Consider the following 15,630-nt stretch of genomic DNA (forward strand, 5'->3'; position numbering starts at 1 on the left):
ATGAAAACAATCGTAGTGATTGGTGGAGGCATTACAGGGCTTTCGACAATGCATTATATAGCGCAGCAAAATATTGATGCAAAGCTTATTCTTATCGAAGGAAATCAGGAGCTAGGTGGAAAAATTCGTTCACAGCAAATCGGGGAATTTATTATGGAAACAGGCGCAGATTCGATTGTGGCACGCCATCCAGGAGTGCTTGATTTAGTGCATGAAGTGCAGTTCGAAGATGAGCTCGTATATAATGCAACAGGCATCTCTTATATTCATACAAACAATGAATTGCATGCCATTCCAGCAGGCTCGACATTCGGCATTCCGATGAGTGAGGAATCATTGATGGCGAGTACTTTATTAACTGCTGAAGAGAAGCAACGGGTGTTACAGGATGCAGAAATACCGAATGACCGTTTTACGAAGGAAAGCTCAATTGGTGAGTTTTTAGAGTATTTTTTAGGTGAAGGAATCGTGCATAAGCAAATTGCACCAGTGCTAGCAGGCGTTTATTCAGGCAATTTATATGAATTATCAGTTGCATCAACACTCCCTTATTTAGTTGACTATAAAAATAACTACGGTAGCATCATGGCTGGCTTCAAGGCACATCGTGAGCAATTTGAAAAGGCGGCAGATAAAAAGTTTATTTCATTCCAAAAAGGCATGTCAGATTTTATTTATCATATTGAAAAAAGTTTAACACAGGTGGAATTTAAAAAAGGTATCAATGTAACAGCTATTGCACAGGCTGATGCACGTTATACGATTGCGTTAAGCAACGGAGAAGCGGTCGAGGCGGATATTATCGTCTTAGCTGTGCCGAATGAAACGGTAAAGCACCTGTTAGTAAAGGAGGAGCTTGCTCCACATTTCGAGCAATTTACAAATGGCTCAGCTCTTACATTATATGCAGGCTTTCATGTGTCAGATTCGGTACTGCCTGCGGATGGAACAGGCTTTATCGTTTCGCATAATAGCGATTTGTTATGCAATGCATCAACTTGGACGAGCCGTAAATGGGCGCATACTTCCGCAAATGGTAACCTGCTAGTACGTCTATTTTATAAAGATAGCAACCCGCGCTATGAGGAGCTTGTGGCAATGTCGGATGAGCAGTTAACAGAAATTGCTTTACAAGATATTAAGCTAAGCTTAAATATTGAGGACAAGCCAATTGTCATCAACATTACTAAATGGATCAATAAAATGCCACGCTATGACCTCGCACATCGCGATGCTTTGCAAGCAGTGGAGCAGAAAATGACTGAGTATTATCCAAACGTGCTATTAGCTGGCTGCTCGTATTATGGTGTAGGGATTGGCGCATGTATTCAAAATGGTCGGGTGATAGCAGGAAAGGCTCTAGCATTAATATAAAGAGAAATGGTTTAAAACATTAAAAAGTGTAAGAGGTCAGTAGTGTTAAATTGACTTCTTGCGCTTTTTTAATTTAAGGATAAGGTATGCAAAAAGCTTAGATGATAAATCAAGTAGAAGAAATAGAAATGTTAAAAATTTTTTATATTGATTTTTTTTAACTTAAATTTAACCTTCATCATATATAATCGAAAAAAGTGTGCTGTTAGATGTGACCACTAAAAGTTTGAACAATAAAAATGTTAAGGAGGGATTTAAATATGGGAAAGAAAAAGGGCTTTATTTATTTACTTGTTGTATGTATGCTATTTATGAATGTCCCAATACCATCATATGTTGCAGCAAGTGATACGACCCCAATTGTAATTGATAATATTGTAGATTCAATTGAAAATACTTGGGTTATGAAAGTAGTTGGGTTAGCTGAAGGAAATACAGGAATCTTATACTCAACAAGTGATGATGATTGGAATACCATCAAGGTGCGCTATAAGGTATTTAGTATTACAGGGGCAGTATTATCTGATATTAGTGTTAGTGACATGATGGGTGCACGTGCTACCAATGTTTCTGGGGCTAATGCCTATGCAATTGCTGGTGGTAGGACGGTTATTACATGGGAAGGTACAAGTAATGGATGCGGTGGAGCCTTCCAATTTGTAATTGTTGCGAAAGATGGTACAGCTATTAAAACAGCGACAGATATTAGTACAGCATCCGCACCTTATAACTGTTATACAGGAATGACTGAGCTATCTAATGGAAACCTTGCTTTTATGTGGCAAAATACAGGTGATGAGTATTTGTATCGTATTTTTAATGCTGCTGGGAATGCTTTAACTTCACCTACCTCTGTTGAAAAAGGCGGAACGAGACAAGACAGCTTCCCACATAATTCAACGTACACACATTCATTGTCTGCCAATGATCAAGGACAGTTTCTGATTACCTATGATATTTATCAAAACAATAATTATATCGGTGCGATGTATGATGATGATGGCACACGAAGGCTAACTAATGGCGTACATCACTTTTATTTAGCTCCAAAGCCTTCTAATGCGTCATCATATAATATTGGTTTGAAAAATGGTCATTTTGGCGTGTTTTTCCGAACAAATACTACATTAAGTATGGATATTATAAATTCGCAAGGGCAAGTTCAAAAGACTATATCCTCTGACTTAGTTTATCAGGATAATCAAGGAGGAGCAGTTGCTTTAAAAAATGGAGAATTCCTTGTTTATGATACTTCCACACAAGGAAATTCCACATATCTTTACACGAAACATTATAGTGCAGATGGGACACTAGTAAAGGATTGGACACAACGTGATACAACCACGGTTATTAATCACAATTTAGGGTTGTACTACTCAGTGGAGCCCTTGATATTTGCTGGCTATGACTCAGGTTTTGGTTTTTATAATACTGCGACAAATAAGCTTAATTTGTACGATGTGGGAACAACAGGACCACCGTCAATTTCAGAACACCCATCTAATCAGATGATTGTTGCAGGACAAAATGCAAGCTTTACCGTAGCTGCGACGAATGCAACCGCTTATCAATGGCAAGTAAATACAGGCTCTGGCTATCAGAATATTACAGATAATGCGATGTATAGTGGAGCGATGACTGCGACATTGCAAGTTTCTAATGTATCTGTATCAATGAACAGCTACTTGTACCGAGTAGTAATTAATGGAACAGTCAATTCAAATGCAGCTACTTTAACGGTCAATCCATTAGTGAATGCAGCAACACCAACAATTATGACACAGTCAAGTCATCAAACGATACTTGTGAATGGGGCTAGAACCCTTAATGTAGCAGCAACAGTAGCAGATGGAGGTGCTTTAAGCTATCAATGGTACAGCCAAACAACGAACAACAATAGCGGGGGTACAGCGATTGTTGGTGCGACAAGTGCAACCTACACAGTACCAACGAATGTAGTTGGTACTACCTATTATTATGTAATAATTACAAATACTAATAACAGTGTGAATGGCACACAAACAGCAACAACAACGAGCAATGCGGTGCGTGTTATTGTACATGACCCACCGACATTTACCGTTTCAGAAACAGGTACCTGGGCATTTACGCCATTAACTGTAGGATATACAACTTCACAAAGGGATGCATTAAAGAGAAGTGTGACATTAACGAAAGTTGGGATAGGAGCAATTGAAAATCTAGCTGTGAGCTTCAGTGGTGGAGTAAACAGTAGCTTTATGACAGGTACAGTACAGCCTGATACACTTGATGACGGTGTGGAATCAGCAGTAATGCAGGTATTTCCGAAAGTGGGCTTACCAGCGGGAACGTATACAGAAACGGTGACTATTACAGCTGATGGAGGTTTAAGTGAAAGCTTCCAAGTAAGTATTACGATAAATCCATTAGTGAATGCAGCAACCCCTGTTATTCAGATACAACCAGTAAGTGAAATAGTATATAAAGGAGACTATGTAGTATTAAGTGTAGGAGCTACAATTAGTGATAATGGACAATTACACTATCAATGGTTTAGAAATACGGGGAATAATACACTTTCAGGTATACCAATTGATGGGGCAAACGATGCAACCTATGAAGTACCTACTGATACGGAAGGTACATCCTATTATTATGTGGCTGTGATAAATATAAATAATAGTGTTAATGGGAATAAAAATGCTAGCGAGTATAGTAATGTAGCAGAAATCAAAGTAAATCCATTAATTGAGCATACAGTGACTTTTAATTTAAATGGCGGTAGCATGATAGATCCAACTACTGTAGTCATAATAGACGGACAGAAAGTGAATAAGCCGGCAGATCCAATGAAAGTAGGACATACATTTGCTGGCTGGTATAAGGATAGCGGTTTAAATACGGAATGGAATTTTGACACAGATATAGTATTAGAAGATATGACCTTATATGCAAAATGGGAAGCAAACCCACATATCGTGACATTTGAAACAAATGGCGGAACAACAGTTGATACAGCAATAGTTTTATATGGAGAGATAATGAGCAAACCACTTAACCCAGTAAAAGAAGGATATACATTTGTCGGCTGGTATAAAGAAGTAACGCTTGATACAGAATGGAACTTTGCCACAGATGTAGTGACAGAAGATATGATACTTTATGCGAAGTGGTCAACAAACCCATATACAGTTACATTTAATACAAATGGTGGTACAACGATTAATACAGAAACAGTACAATATGGAGATCAAATACAACAACCTACAGACCCAACAAAGGTAGGACATACGTTTGTTGGGTGGTATAAGGATAGTGGATTGAACATAGAATGGGACTTTGCTACAGATGTAGTGACTGAGCCTACAATATTATATGCAAAATGGCAGGCGAATTCGTATACAATTGCATTTGATACAAATGGTGGAACAGCAATTACTACAGAAACAGTCAACTATGGTAACAAGATGAATCCGCCAACACCTCCAACAAAAGCAGAGCATACATTTGTTGGCTGGTATAAAGACAGTACATTGAATAGTGAATGGGACTTCGCCACAGATATAGTAACAGAGAATACAACACTATATGCAAAATGGGCTGTAAATTCATATAAAGTCACATTTAATACAAACGGTGGGACGGCAATAAACACAGAAATTGTTCATTATGGTGACAAATTGAAGCAACCGGCAAATCCAACAAAAGCAGAGCATACATTTGTCGGTTGGTATAAAGATAGTGGACTAAATTTGCCATGGAATTTTGTACTAGACACAGTGGCAGAAGATATGATTTTGTATGCAAAGTGGGCCGTAAACCCACCACCAACTGGCGGTGAGGGTACTACTGGACCATCAACGCCTGAGGTCCCCACTCCAACAAAGATTAAGATTGCCTTTGATATAGGCGGAGGGACAATATTAGATACAATAGAGATTACTTACAATACAACTATTCGTGATTTACCTCTACCAAAAAAAGAGGGGTTTGAGTTTTTAGGTTGGTATCAAGATCAAGAATTAACAAAGAAATGGTCAGATGAAACACGTGTAATAGCGAATATGACCTTATATGCGAAGTGGGAGGAAATCAAGCAACCTGTAACGCCTCAACCAAGTGTTCCTTTTAACGATGTGGAACAGCATTGGGCGAAGGAAATGATTACTGAACTGACAGCTCAAGGCATAATTAAAGGCTACGAGGATGGTTCCTTCCGTCCAAATGAGCCAATTAACCGTCAGCATGTTGCAGCACTTGTTGCGCGAGCCTTTACATTGAAGCAAATACGCACATCAGAAAATTTTTCAGATGTATCGTTGGAGAATCCATACTATGAAGCAATTATGATGTTACAACAAGCGGGTATTGTAGATGGAGAAAATGGGTTATTCAATCCGAAAGAATCAATTACACGAGCGCAAGTAGCCAAAATTTTAGTGAGTGTGCTACAGCTTACGCCTGAAGGCACAAGCTCATTCAAGGATGTTTCTAGCAAACATTGGAGTGCAGGTTATATTGCAGCACTAGAAAGAGCAGGGATTACATTGGGGGATAATGGCTATTTTTATCCAAATTCTCCGATAACGAGGGCTCAGCTTGTTGCATTTTTATATCGTGCACTACATTATTAAATAGTGAAAAAATCAGTGGGAATGAAGTGATTGCCCACTGATTTTTTTAGTTTTATTTTCTAGATTACTTGATATTATTCTTGAGAGAAGTAGATATTTCTTCTGATTAGTAAAAAACACTTCTCAAATGGCATCGACTACTCTATAATGAACAATAAGAATTTAATATGCATTCAATTTCTTATCGAGAGAAGCAGAGGGACTGGCCCGATGAAGCTTCAGCAACCAACAAACATGTCAGGTGCTAAATCCAGCAGGTGTATGCCGACAGATGAGAAGGAACGATACGAACGAGTAGAGCCTTCTTTATATTTAAATAAAGGAGGCTTTTTATTATTATTCAGCAATACCTGTTGAATAATACAGCCTCTGGCAGATGTCACGGATTAATCCGTACCCAATTACGACGAGGCGTAATTGATTATATTAAGCGAGAGCGAGGATGAAAGATGGGACTACGTGAAGCATTACAGGCAAGAGTATTAACAGCAGATGGGGCGATTGGAACACTGCTTTATTCATATGGATTGGATTATTGCCATGAAGAAATGAATGTTACAAAACCTGAGATTGTAGAGAAGATTCATGGTGAATATATTGCGGCAGGAGCTGATGTCATTCAAACGAATACATATGGGGCAAATGCTATTAAATTAGCACGCTATGGCTATGAGAATCGCGTGCAGGAATTTAATGCGGCTGCAGTTAGGCTAGCAAAGGCAGCAGTTGGTAAAGGTGAGCAATTTGTGCTTGGGACAATTGGTGGTGTGCGTGGAATCCGTAAAAGTGATGCGACATTAGAGGAAATTTTATTAGCGATTCGTGAGCAGGCAGAGAGCTTATTAGCAGGTGGCGTAGATGGGCTATTGCTTGAAACATATTATGATTTCGAAGAGCTATCTGCAACGGTTCAAATGCTGCGGCCATTAACAGATAAAGTCATTGTGGCACAAGTGTCGATGCATGAGCCAGGCATTTTACAAAATGGCATGAGCTTAAATGATGCATTAACGGAGCTAGATGCACTCGGTGCAGATGTTGTTGGCATGAACTGTCGCTTAGGTCCGTATCATTCGATTCAAGCAATGGAAACGGTGGAGCTACCGAAGCATGCCTTTCTTTCAGCATATCCGAACGCTTCTTTATTAGATGTAGAAGATGGTCGTGTTGTCTATGAATCAGAGGCTGATTACTTTGCACGTGCAGCGGTGGAGCTAGTTGGGCAAGGAGTGCGTTTGATTGGTGGTTGCTGCGGTACAACACCAAAGCATATTGAAGCAGTGAAAAAACGTCTAGCAGGTGTTAAGCCACTGACTGAAAAGGAAATTAAGCCTAGAAGTGCAGAGTTTGTACGTGTGCCAGAGCCACCAGTTGAAGAGCCGTTACATATCAAGGCGAAGCGAGGCCGTTCTGTTATTGTTGAGTTAGACACACCACGTCATTTAGAAATCGATGGCTTTGTGAAGGGGGCGAAGGAGCTGTATGAAGCAGGGGCTGATGTCATTATGATGGCAGATAATTCACTTGCCTCCCCACGTATTAGCAATATTGCGATGGCTTCGATTTTAAAATTGCAGCATGGTGTTCGTGCATTGCCTCATTTAACATGCCGTGATCGTAATTTAATTGGCTTACAGTCGCATTTAATGGGCTTAGATGCCTTGGATTTAAATGATATTTTAGTTGTGACAGGTGACCCGACAAAGGTAGGAGATTTCCCAGGAGCAACAAGCGTTTATGATGTATCCTCAATGGAGCTAATTACTTTAATTAAAAAATTAAACGAAGGCATTTCCTTCTCAGGGAAATCATTGCGCAAGCAGGCGAACTTCTCTGTTGCTGCGGCATTTAACCCAAATGTGCGTGTATTAGATCGTGCGGTAAGCCGTTTAGAGAAAAAAATTGAGCATGGTGCAGATTATTTTATTACACAGCCTGTTTATACGAAAGAAAAAATCGTTGAAATATATGAGGCAACAAAGCATTTAGACACACCAATTTATATCGGTATCATGCCATTAACAAGCTTTAGAAGCGCAGAGTTTTTACATCATGAGGTGCCAGGTATTAAATTATCTGATGATGCATTAGCACGTATGGAAGCTTGCGGGGATGATAAGGAAAAAGCAACGGCTGAGGGTATTGCTATTGCACAGGAATTACTCGATACAGCATGCGAATATTTCAATGGTATTTATTTAATTACACCATTTTTACGCTACGATATGACACGACAATTAATGGACTATGTGAAGCAATTTGATGCACAAAAAGGAGTCAAAGCAAATGTTTAATCACCCAATTGAAGAACAGTTAGCAAAGCGCATTTTAATCATTGATGGCGCAATGGGAACGATGCTACAAAATGAAAATTTAACATATGACGATTTTGGTGGTGAGGAGCTGGATGGCTGTAACGAGAACCTTGTACTGACACGTCCAGACGTTTTGCACAAAATACATCGTGCCTATTTAGAAGCGGGCGCAGATATTATTTGTACAAATACATTCGGTGGGACACCGCTCGTATTGAATGAATACGATTTAGGGCATAAGGCAATTGAAATTAATAAGCGTGCTGTAGAAATAGCCAAGGAAGAGGCTGCAAAAATTTCAACACCAGAATGGCCACGCTTCGTAGCAGGTGCTATTGGACCAACGACGAAAACGTTGTCGGTAACGGGTGGTATTACCTTTGATGAATTAGAGGAAAACTTCTATGTACAAGCACATGCACTTGTAGAAGCGGGCGCAGACTTAATTTTGCTTGAAACGAGCCAGGATATGCTGAACGTCAAAGCAGCGACAATTGGTATTAAACGTGCTTTTACTGATTTGGGGAAAGAGCTACCAATTATGATTTCAGGTACGATTGAACCGATGGGTACAACGCTAGCAGGACAGTCGATTGAAGCCTTTTATATTTCAATTGAGCATGTCCAGCCATTATCAATCGGCTTAAACTGTGCAACAGGCCCAGAGTTTATGACAGACCACATTCGTTCATTATCTGAACTAAGCACAAGCTATGTAAGCTGTTATCCAAATGCAGGGCTACCTGATGAAAATGGCTGTTACCATGAAACACCAGAATCTTTATCGAAAAAGCTACAAGGCTTTGCAGAAAAAGGCTGGTTAAATATTGTTGGCGGCTGCTGTGGAACAACACCTGCGCATATTGCGGCAATTCGAGAAGCGGTAGACGGACATACACCACGTCAGCCACAGCAAGCAAGTGGAGAGCATATGGTATCTGGCATTGAGCCATTGCAATATGATGAGTCAATGCGCCCATTATTTATTGGTGAGCGTACAAATGTTATCGGCTCACGTAAATTCAAAAACTTAATTATTGATGGCAAATTTGAAGAAGCAGCGGAAATCGCACGTGCACAGGTGAAAAGCGGTGCACATGTTATCGATATTTGCTTAGCGAACCCTGACCGTGATGAAGTAGCCGATATGCAGAACTTTATGCAGGAGGTTGTGAAAAAAGTAAAGGTTCCGCTTGTAATTGACTCGACAGATGAAAAAGTAATGGAAGAGGCGCTGAAATTTTCGCAAGGAAAGGCCATCATTAACTCGATTAACTTAGAGGATGGCGAGGAACGCTTTGATGCGGTAATGCCACTTGTTAAAAAATACGGAGCTTCCATTGTTGTTGGAACAATTGATGAACAAGGGATGGCAGTTACACGCGAACGTAAATTAGAAGTAGCAGAGCGCTCTTATAAGCTGTTAACAGAAAAATGGGGCATTTCGCCAGAGGATATTATTTTTGACCCACTAATGTTCCCAGTTGGCACAGGGGACGAGCAGTATATTGGTGCAGCAGAGGAAACAATTGAGGGGATTCGCCTTATTAAAACGAAATTGCCAGGTGTTTTAACGGTGCTTGGTGTAAGTAACGTCTCGTTTGGCTTGCCACCAGTTGGTCGTGAAGTATTAAATGCAGTGTATTTATATCACTGTACACAGGCAGGTCTTGACTATGCAATTGTCAATACTGAAAAGCTAGAGCGCTATGCATCCATTCCAGAAGATGAAATTAAGCTTGCCAATGATTTAATTTTTAAGACAAACGATGAAACGCTAGCAGTCTTTACCGATTTTTATCGCGATAAGAAAAAGGAAAAAACAGAGGCGGACATCCCAAAAACAGTAGAAGGTCGATTAGCGTACTACATTTTAGAAGGTACGAAGGAAGGCTTAGTAGAGGATTTAAATGCGGCGATGGAAATGTTCGATACCCCTCTTGATATTATTAATGGACCATTAATGGCAGGGATGGCGGAAGTAGGTCGTCTATTTAATGATAACCAGTTAATTGTAGCAGAAGTGTTGCAATCAGCAGGTGTTATGAAGGCTGCTGTTGCTCATTTAGAGCAATTTATGGAGAAAAATGATGACTCCGCAAACAAAGGGAAATTAGTGTTAGCGACAGTAAAAGGTGATGTGCATGATATCGGGAAAAACCTCGTAGACATTATTTTAAGTAATAACGGCTATAAAGTAGTGGATCTGGGTATTAAAGTAACACCAACTGAGTTAATTGAAGCGATTCGCAAGGAGCAACCTGATTTCGTTGGTTTATCAGGCTTGCTTGTAAAATCAGCACAGCAAATGGTATTAACAGCGCAAGATTTTAAGGAGGCAGGTATTGATATCCCGATTTTAGTAGGCGGTGCGGCATTATCGCGTCGCTTTACAGAAACGAAAATTGCTGCGGAATATGATGGTCCTGTTATTTATTCAAAGGACGCAATGCAAGGCTTAGATTTTGCCAATCGTTTAATGAATAAGGCAGAACGGGAAGGGCTGTTAGAAGAACTTCGCGATGCGCGTGAAAAGCGTTTAGAGGCGGATGAAAAACGTGCAGCTAAACCGAAGGCAGAGCCACTAGTAAAGCCTGCTCGCACAGTGGAGGATGCATCTGTATTTGTACCAAAAGATTTAACACGTCGCATTAAGCGTAATTATGCTGTGTCACATTTACAGCCATATGTAAATTTACGTACATTAATCGGGCACCACCTTGGCTTAAAGGGCAATGTTGATAAGTTTTTAGAGGAAGGTGATAGCCGTGCGATTGAGCTACATGAGCTTGTAACAGGCTATTTACAGAGCGACACATTCCAGCCATCAGGCATGTATCAATTTTTCCCAGCACAAGCGGATGGTGATGATGTCATCGTGTACAGTCCAGATGATGCAAAAACAGAAATTGAACGCTTCACATTCCCGCGTCAGCAAGTAGAGCCATATTTATGCTTAGCAGACTTCTTGAAAACAGTAGATAGCGGTGAAATGGATTATATTGCATTAATGGTTGTCACGGCCGGTCATGGTGTTAGTGATAAAGCCCGTGAATTGAAGGAGCAAGGTCGCTTCTTAGAAAGTCATGCACTACAAGCGACAGCGCTAGAATTGGCGGAAGGCTTTGCGGAGCGTATTCACCAAGAAATTCGCGACCAATGGGGCTTCCCAGATGCAACAGATTTCACGATGCGTGACCGCTTTGCAGCAAAATACCAAGGACAACGCTTCAGCTTTGGCTACCCAGCTTGTCCGAATTTAGAGGATCAAGAAAAACTATTCGGCTTATTGAAGCCAGAGGAAATTGGCGTACAGCTAACGGATGGCTTTATGATGGAGCCTGAGGCGAGCGTATCCGCAATTGTCTTTGCACATCCAAATGCGAGATATTTTAATGTATAAATAAGACGAAAGAGCCTGAAAAGCAGTATAGTATGCTACTTTTCAGGTTCTTTTCTTATTCTGCGCACAAATTATAAATATCAATGTCGACAGAGGCATTGAGTTGATTGAAAAAAATGTATCGCCAAATAGACGAATCATAATACTAGAATGATATTTTTTCATAGCTCACTCTCCATTTAATTATGTATCAATAATTATTTTCTATATAAATGGTTGGATATCCTTTAAAATCCAATATTTTTCTCTGTAAGTTTTGATTGAAAACAAATATCTATAAGTATAGTATTTGATAAAAAGGAGGAATCGCCAATGATTCGCAGAGCGGTAAAAGAAGATGTTGCAGGGATGCTTGAAATTTTTAATGATGCGATTTTAACGACTACAGCAGTTTATTTATATGAGCCACAAACGTTGGAGCAAAGATTAGCTTGGTTTAAGGCGAAGCAAGCGGCAAACGAGCCGATTTTTATTTATGAGGAGAATGAACGAGTAGCAGGCTATGCCACATATGGACCATATCGTGCCTATCCGGGCTATGCGTATACGGTTGAGCATTCTGTTTATGTACATAAGAAGCATCATCGCAAAGGAATTGCGACGAAGCTAATGCATGCATTAATTGCAGAAGCAAAGACACAAAAATTAAAAACGATGATTGCTGTCATTGATGCTGAAAATGAGGCGAGTATACTTTCGCATGAAAAGCTAGGCTTCACTTATAGCGGGACAATTCGCAATGCAGGCTATAAATTTGAGCGCTGGTTGGATGTGTCATTTTATCAGTTAGATTTATAAAAGCATCATGATTTCGCCCATTTTTCTTACATTTCTCCCTAATTTAGCACCTAGTCATATGACAGTTGTCATAAAAAAATCATGATATTTAAGTCTACTTGTCATTCGTTTAATTGTTTAATATGAAGTTAATAAATTGAACGAAGGTAGGGATTTTTACATGGCACATATCGATGCTGAAAAAACAAAGCAGCTCCGAAAAGATGTTGCTCCATTTGCAAAGTCTGAAATGAGAAAAAGTATTCAACAGCTTATTAATACGCTTTTGCCAATGATTGCATTGTGGGCACTCGCATTTTATGTGATGCAATATTCACCTTGGCTAAGCGTTGCATGTAGCGTTTTTGCGGCAGGCTTTTTAGTACGCACGTTTATTATTTTCCATGATTGCACGCACGGCTCATTTTTCAAAAATAAAACAGCGAACAATATTGTTGGCTTTATTACGGGCACATTAACATCTTTCCCATATGAAAAATGGAAACGTGAGCATACAATCCATCATGCGACAAGCTCGAACTTAGATAAGCGTGGTATCGGTGATATCGATATGTTAACAGTAGAGGAATATGTAGAGAAGTCAAAGCTAGGTCGTATCGGTTACCGCTTATACCGCAATCCGATTGTCATGTTCGGTTTAGGACCACTTTACATGGTGTTAGTGTTAAATCGTTTTAATCGCAGTGATGCAAAAAAGAAAGAGCGTATCAATACACATTTAACGACACTTGTATTAATTGCAATTTGTGCAATTTTAATTTATGCTTTCGGCTGGCAAGCGTTTTTACTTGTTTATGGTGTAACATTATTTATCGCTGGCTCTCTAGGGATTTGGTTATTTTATATTCAGCATACGTACGAAGATTCGTATTTTGAATATGAAGAGGATTGGGATTATGTAAAAGCAGCAGTAGAAGGAAGCTCATATTATAAGCTACCAAAAGTGCTACAATGGATTACAGGAAATATTGGCTTCCACCATGTGCATCATTTATCACCGCGTATCCCGAACTATCATTTAGAAGCAGCGCATGAAAATGTAAAGCCATTGCAGCATGCAACGACGATTACATTAAAAACGAGCTTAGAGTCAATTCGCTTTAAGCTATATGATTCAGATAGCAAAAAGTTTGTAACATTTAAAGAAGCAAATGCATTGATTGCCTTGCGCAATAAAAAACCTATACAAGCATAATGACTAAGAGGCTGTTTGGAAAGTAAGACTTTCTGAGCAGCCTTACGTTTGTAAAATCATTGTAAGCTTTTTTCAACTATATGGAAGAACATTTTGATATAATACGATTAAAAAGGTACACATTTTAATGGAAAGGAGGCGCTTATGCAAAGCTGGTATAGCATTATCCCGAAAAGCCCGTGGTTAAGTATTTACATATGGATTATTTTTTGTATTATGCCATTTTTCTTTATCGTTCGTTCGCTTTCCATTTGGCATATATTATTGGGCACTTGCTTAATATTACTTTACTTCGTTTTCCACCGCTTTTCATTTAAATCTAGAAATGGGCTCGTCTACATGTGGCTGAGCTTTCAAATGGTACTGAATGTTGTAATGACATTGCTGTTTGGCTACGTCTACTTGTCGCTATTTACTGCATTTTTTATCGGTAATATAAGACGACCTGTAGGGTTTTATATTATGTATGGTCTACATATCGGTTTCACAGTGCTATCAATCGTAGCAGGCTATTTTATTTATTTAGAAATGTTTTTAGCGCAGACGCCGTTTATTATTTTGGCGGTGATTGGGGTTGTCTTATTACCATTTACGCTCTATACGCGCAATAAGCAGGAAAATTTAGAGGGTGAGCTTGAAACAGCTCGCGAGCGTATTTCGGAGCTCATTATTCATGAGGAACGTCAGCGCATTGCACGTGATTTGCATGATACACTTGGGCAAAAGCTATCAATGATTGGTTTGAAAAGTGATTTAGCAATGCGTCTCGTAGAGAAAAACCCAGAGCAGGCAAAGGTTGAAATTAAAGATATTCGTCATACCGCATCAATTGCTTTAAAAGAAGTGCGAGAGCTTGTTGCAGATATGCGAGCTGTTCGTATTGAGGAGGAACTGTATCGCATTGAGCAAATTTTAAAGGCGGCAGAAATCGAGCTTGTTCTCCATAATGAAGGGCATGATTTGAACATGCCTGTACTATCCGAAAATGTTGTTAGCATGGCGATGAAAGAAGCTGTCACAAATGTAGTAAAGCATAGCAAAGCATCTCGCTGCGATATTACAATTGCCCAAACAGATAACGAAGTGATTATTACAATACAGGATAACGGTATCGGTTTATCGAAGCGCGTTATTAATAGTGGTAGCGGTTTGAAAGGGATGCAGGAGCGATTGGAGTTTATTAATGGCACAGTGGAGTTAATGGATGACAATGGTACGCTATTAATCATTCGTGTACCACTTACGATAACGCATCAGAAGGGGAGTGAGTCGAAATGATACGAATTGTCATTGCCGAAGATCAAGGAATGCTACTAGGAGCGATGAAATCCTTACTTAGCTTAGAAGAAGATATGGAAGTAGTAGGTCTGGCGAAAAATGGTGAAGAAGCAATTGAGCTTGTGACGGAATTGCAGCCTGATATTTGTATTATGGATATTGAAATGCCCGTGAAGACAGGGCTAGATGCAGCAGAGCTGCTGCGCGAGCACGAATGTAAAATTATCATTTTAACAACATTTGCTCGCCCTGGTTATTTTGAGCGTGCGCGTAAAGCAGGAGTGCGTGGCTATTTATTAAAGGATAGCCCGATTGAGGAGCTAGTCCATGCGATACGTACAATTATGGATGGTCGCAAAATTTATGCACCAGAGCTCGTTGATTTCGTTTATGAGGATGATAGTGAAAATCCTTTAACAGAGCGCGAAAGCCAAGTGTTAGAGTTAGTAGCGGAAGGGAAAACAACGAAGGAAATCGCAGCAGAGCTTTATTTATCGGCAGGCACAGTGCGCAATTATATTTCAACAATTTTAGATAAGCTCGGTGTCAGCAACCGCATTGAAGCAATTGCTCGCTTTAAAGAAAAGGGCTGGAATAAATAAGGGAACATGGAATAAACCTTGAAAAACGTGGAATAAACTAAAAAAGCTG

General features: G+C 39.6%; 8 protein-coding genes and 1 riboswitch. All 8 genes read left to right on the forward strand.

Annotation, left to right across the window (positions count from 1 at the left end; genetic code table 11):
- The 8 genes from hemG to R6U77_RS07995 all read left to right on the forward strand — a co-directional run bounded on the left by hemG (position 1) and on the right by R6U77_RS07995 (position 15,581).
- Positions 1-1,374: a protoporphyrinogen oxidase gene (hemG, locus tag R6U77_RS07960; protein ID WP_319838069.1), complete on the forward strand. Its 1,374-nt coding sequence runs from the start codon at positions 1-3 to the stop codon at positions 1,372-1,374.
- Between the two features lie 260 nt (positions 1,375-1,634).
- A complete protein-coding gene (locus tag R6U77_RS07965; RefSeq protein WP_319838070.1) occupies positions 1,635-5,990 on the forward strand; it encodes an InlB B-repeat-containing protein in 4,356 nt (1,451 codons plus the stop codon).
- Between the two features lie 178 nt (positions 5,991-6,168).
- A riboswitch (SAM riboswitch) is annotated at positions 6,169-6,268 on the forward strand.
- Between the two features lie 171 nt (positions 6,269-6,439).
- Positions 6,440-8,284, forward strand: coding sequence for a bifunctional homocysteine S-methyltransferase/methylenetetrahydrofolate reductase (locus R6U77_RS07970; protein WP_319838071.1), 1,845 nt, complete (start codon positions 6,440-6,442; stop codon positions 8,282-8,284).
- Positions 8,277-11,708, forward strand: a complete 3,432-nt coding sequence (metH, locus tag R6U77_RS07975) for a methionine synthase (protein ID WP_319838072.1) — start codon at positions 8,277-8,279, stop codon at positions 11,706-11,708. The genes R6U77_RS07970 and metH overlap by 8 nt, the downstream gene beginning before the upstream one ends.
- 312 nt (positions 11,709-12,020) lie before the next feature.
- Positions 12,021-12,506, forward strand: a complete 486-nt coding sequence (locus R6U77_RS07980) for a GNAT family N-acetyltransferase (RefSeq protein ID WP_319838073.1) — start codon at positions 12,021-12,023, stop codon at positions 12,504-12,506.
- Positions 12,507-12,666: 160 nt separating this feature from the next.
- Entirely contained in the window at positions 12,667-13,701 is a 1,035-nt protein-coding gene (gene desA, locus R6U77_RS07985) for a Delta(5) desaturase DesA (protein ID WP_293927691.1), read from the forward strand.
- Positions 13,702-13,845: 144 nt separating this feature from the next.
- Positions 13,846-14,979 (forward strand): sensor histidine kinase, encoded by a 1,134-nt coding sequence (locus R6U77_RS07990; RefSeq protein ID WP_293927693.1) that lies wholly within the window; start codon positions 13,846-13,848, stop codon positions 14,977-14,979.
- Complete coding sequence (locus R6U77_RS07995) at positions 14,976-15,581, forward strand: response regulator transcription factor (RefSeq protein ID WP_293927695.1); 606 nt, start codon at positions 14,976-14,978, stop codon at positions 15,579-15,581. The genes R6U77_RS07990 and R6U77_RS07995 overlap by 4 nt, the downstream gene beginning before the upstream one ends.
- Positions 15,582-15,630 lie beyond the last annotated feature (49 nt).

It is taken from the genome of Lysinibacillus louembei (assembly GCF_033880585.1).
Classification (GTDB): domain Bacteria; phylum Bacillota; class Bacilli; order Bacillales_A; family Planococcaceae; genus Metasolibacillus; species Metasolibacillus louembei.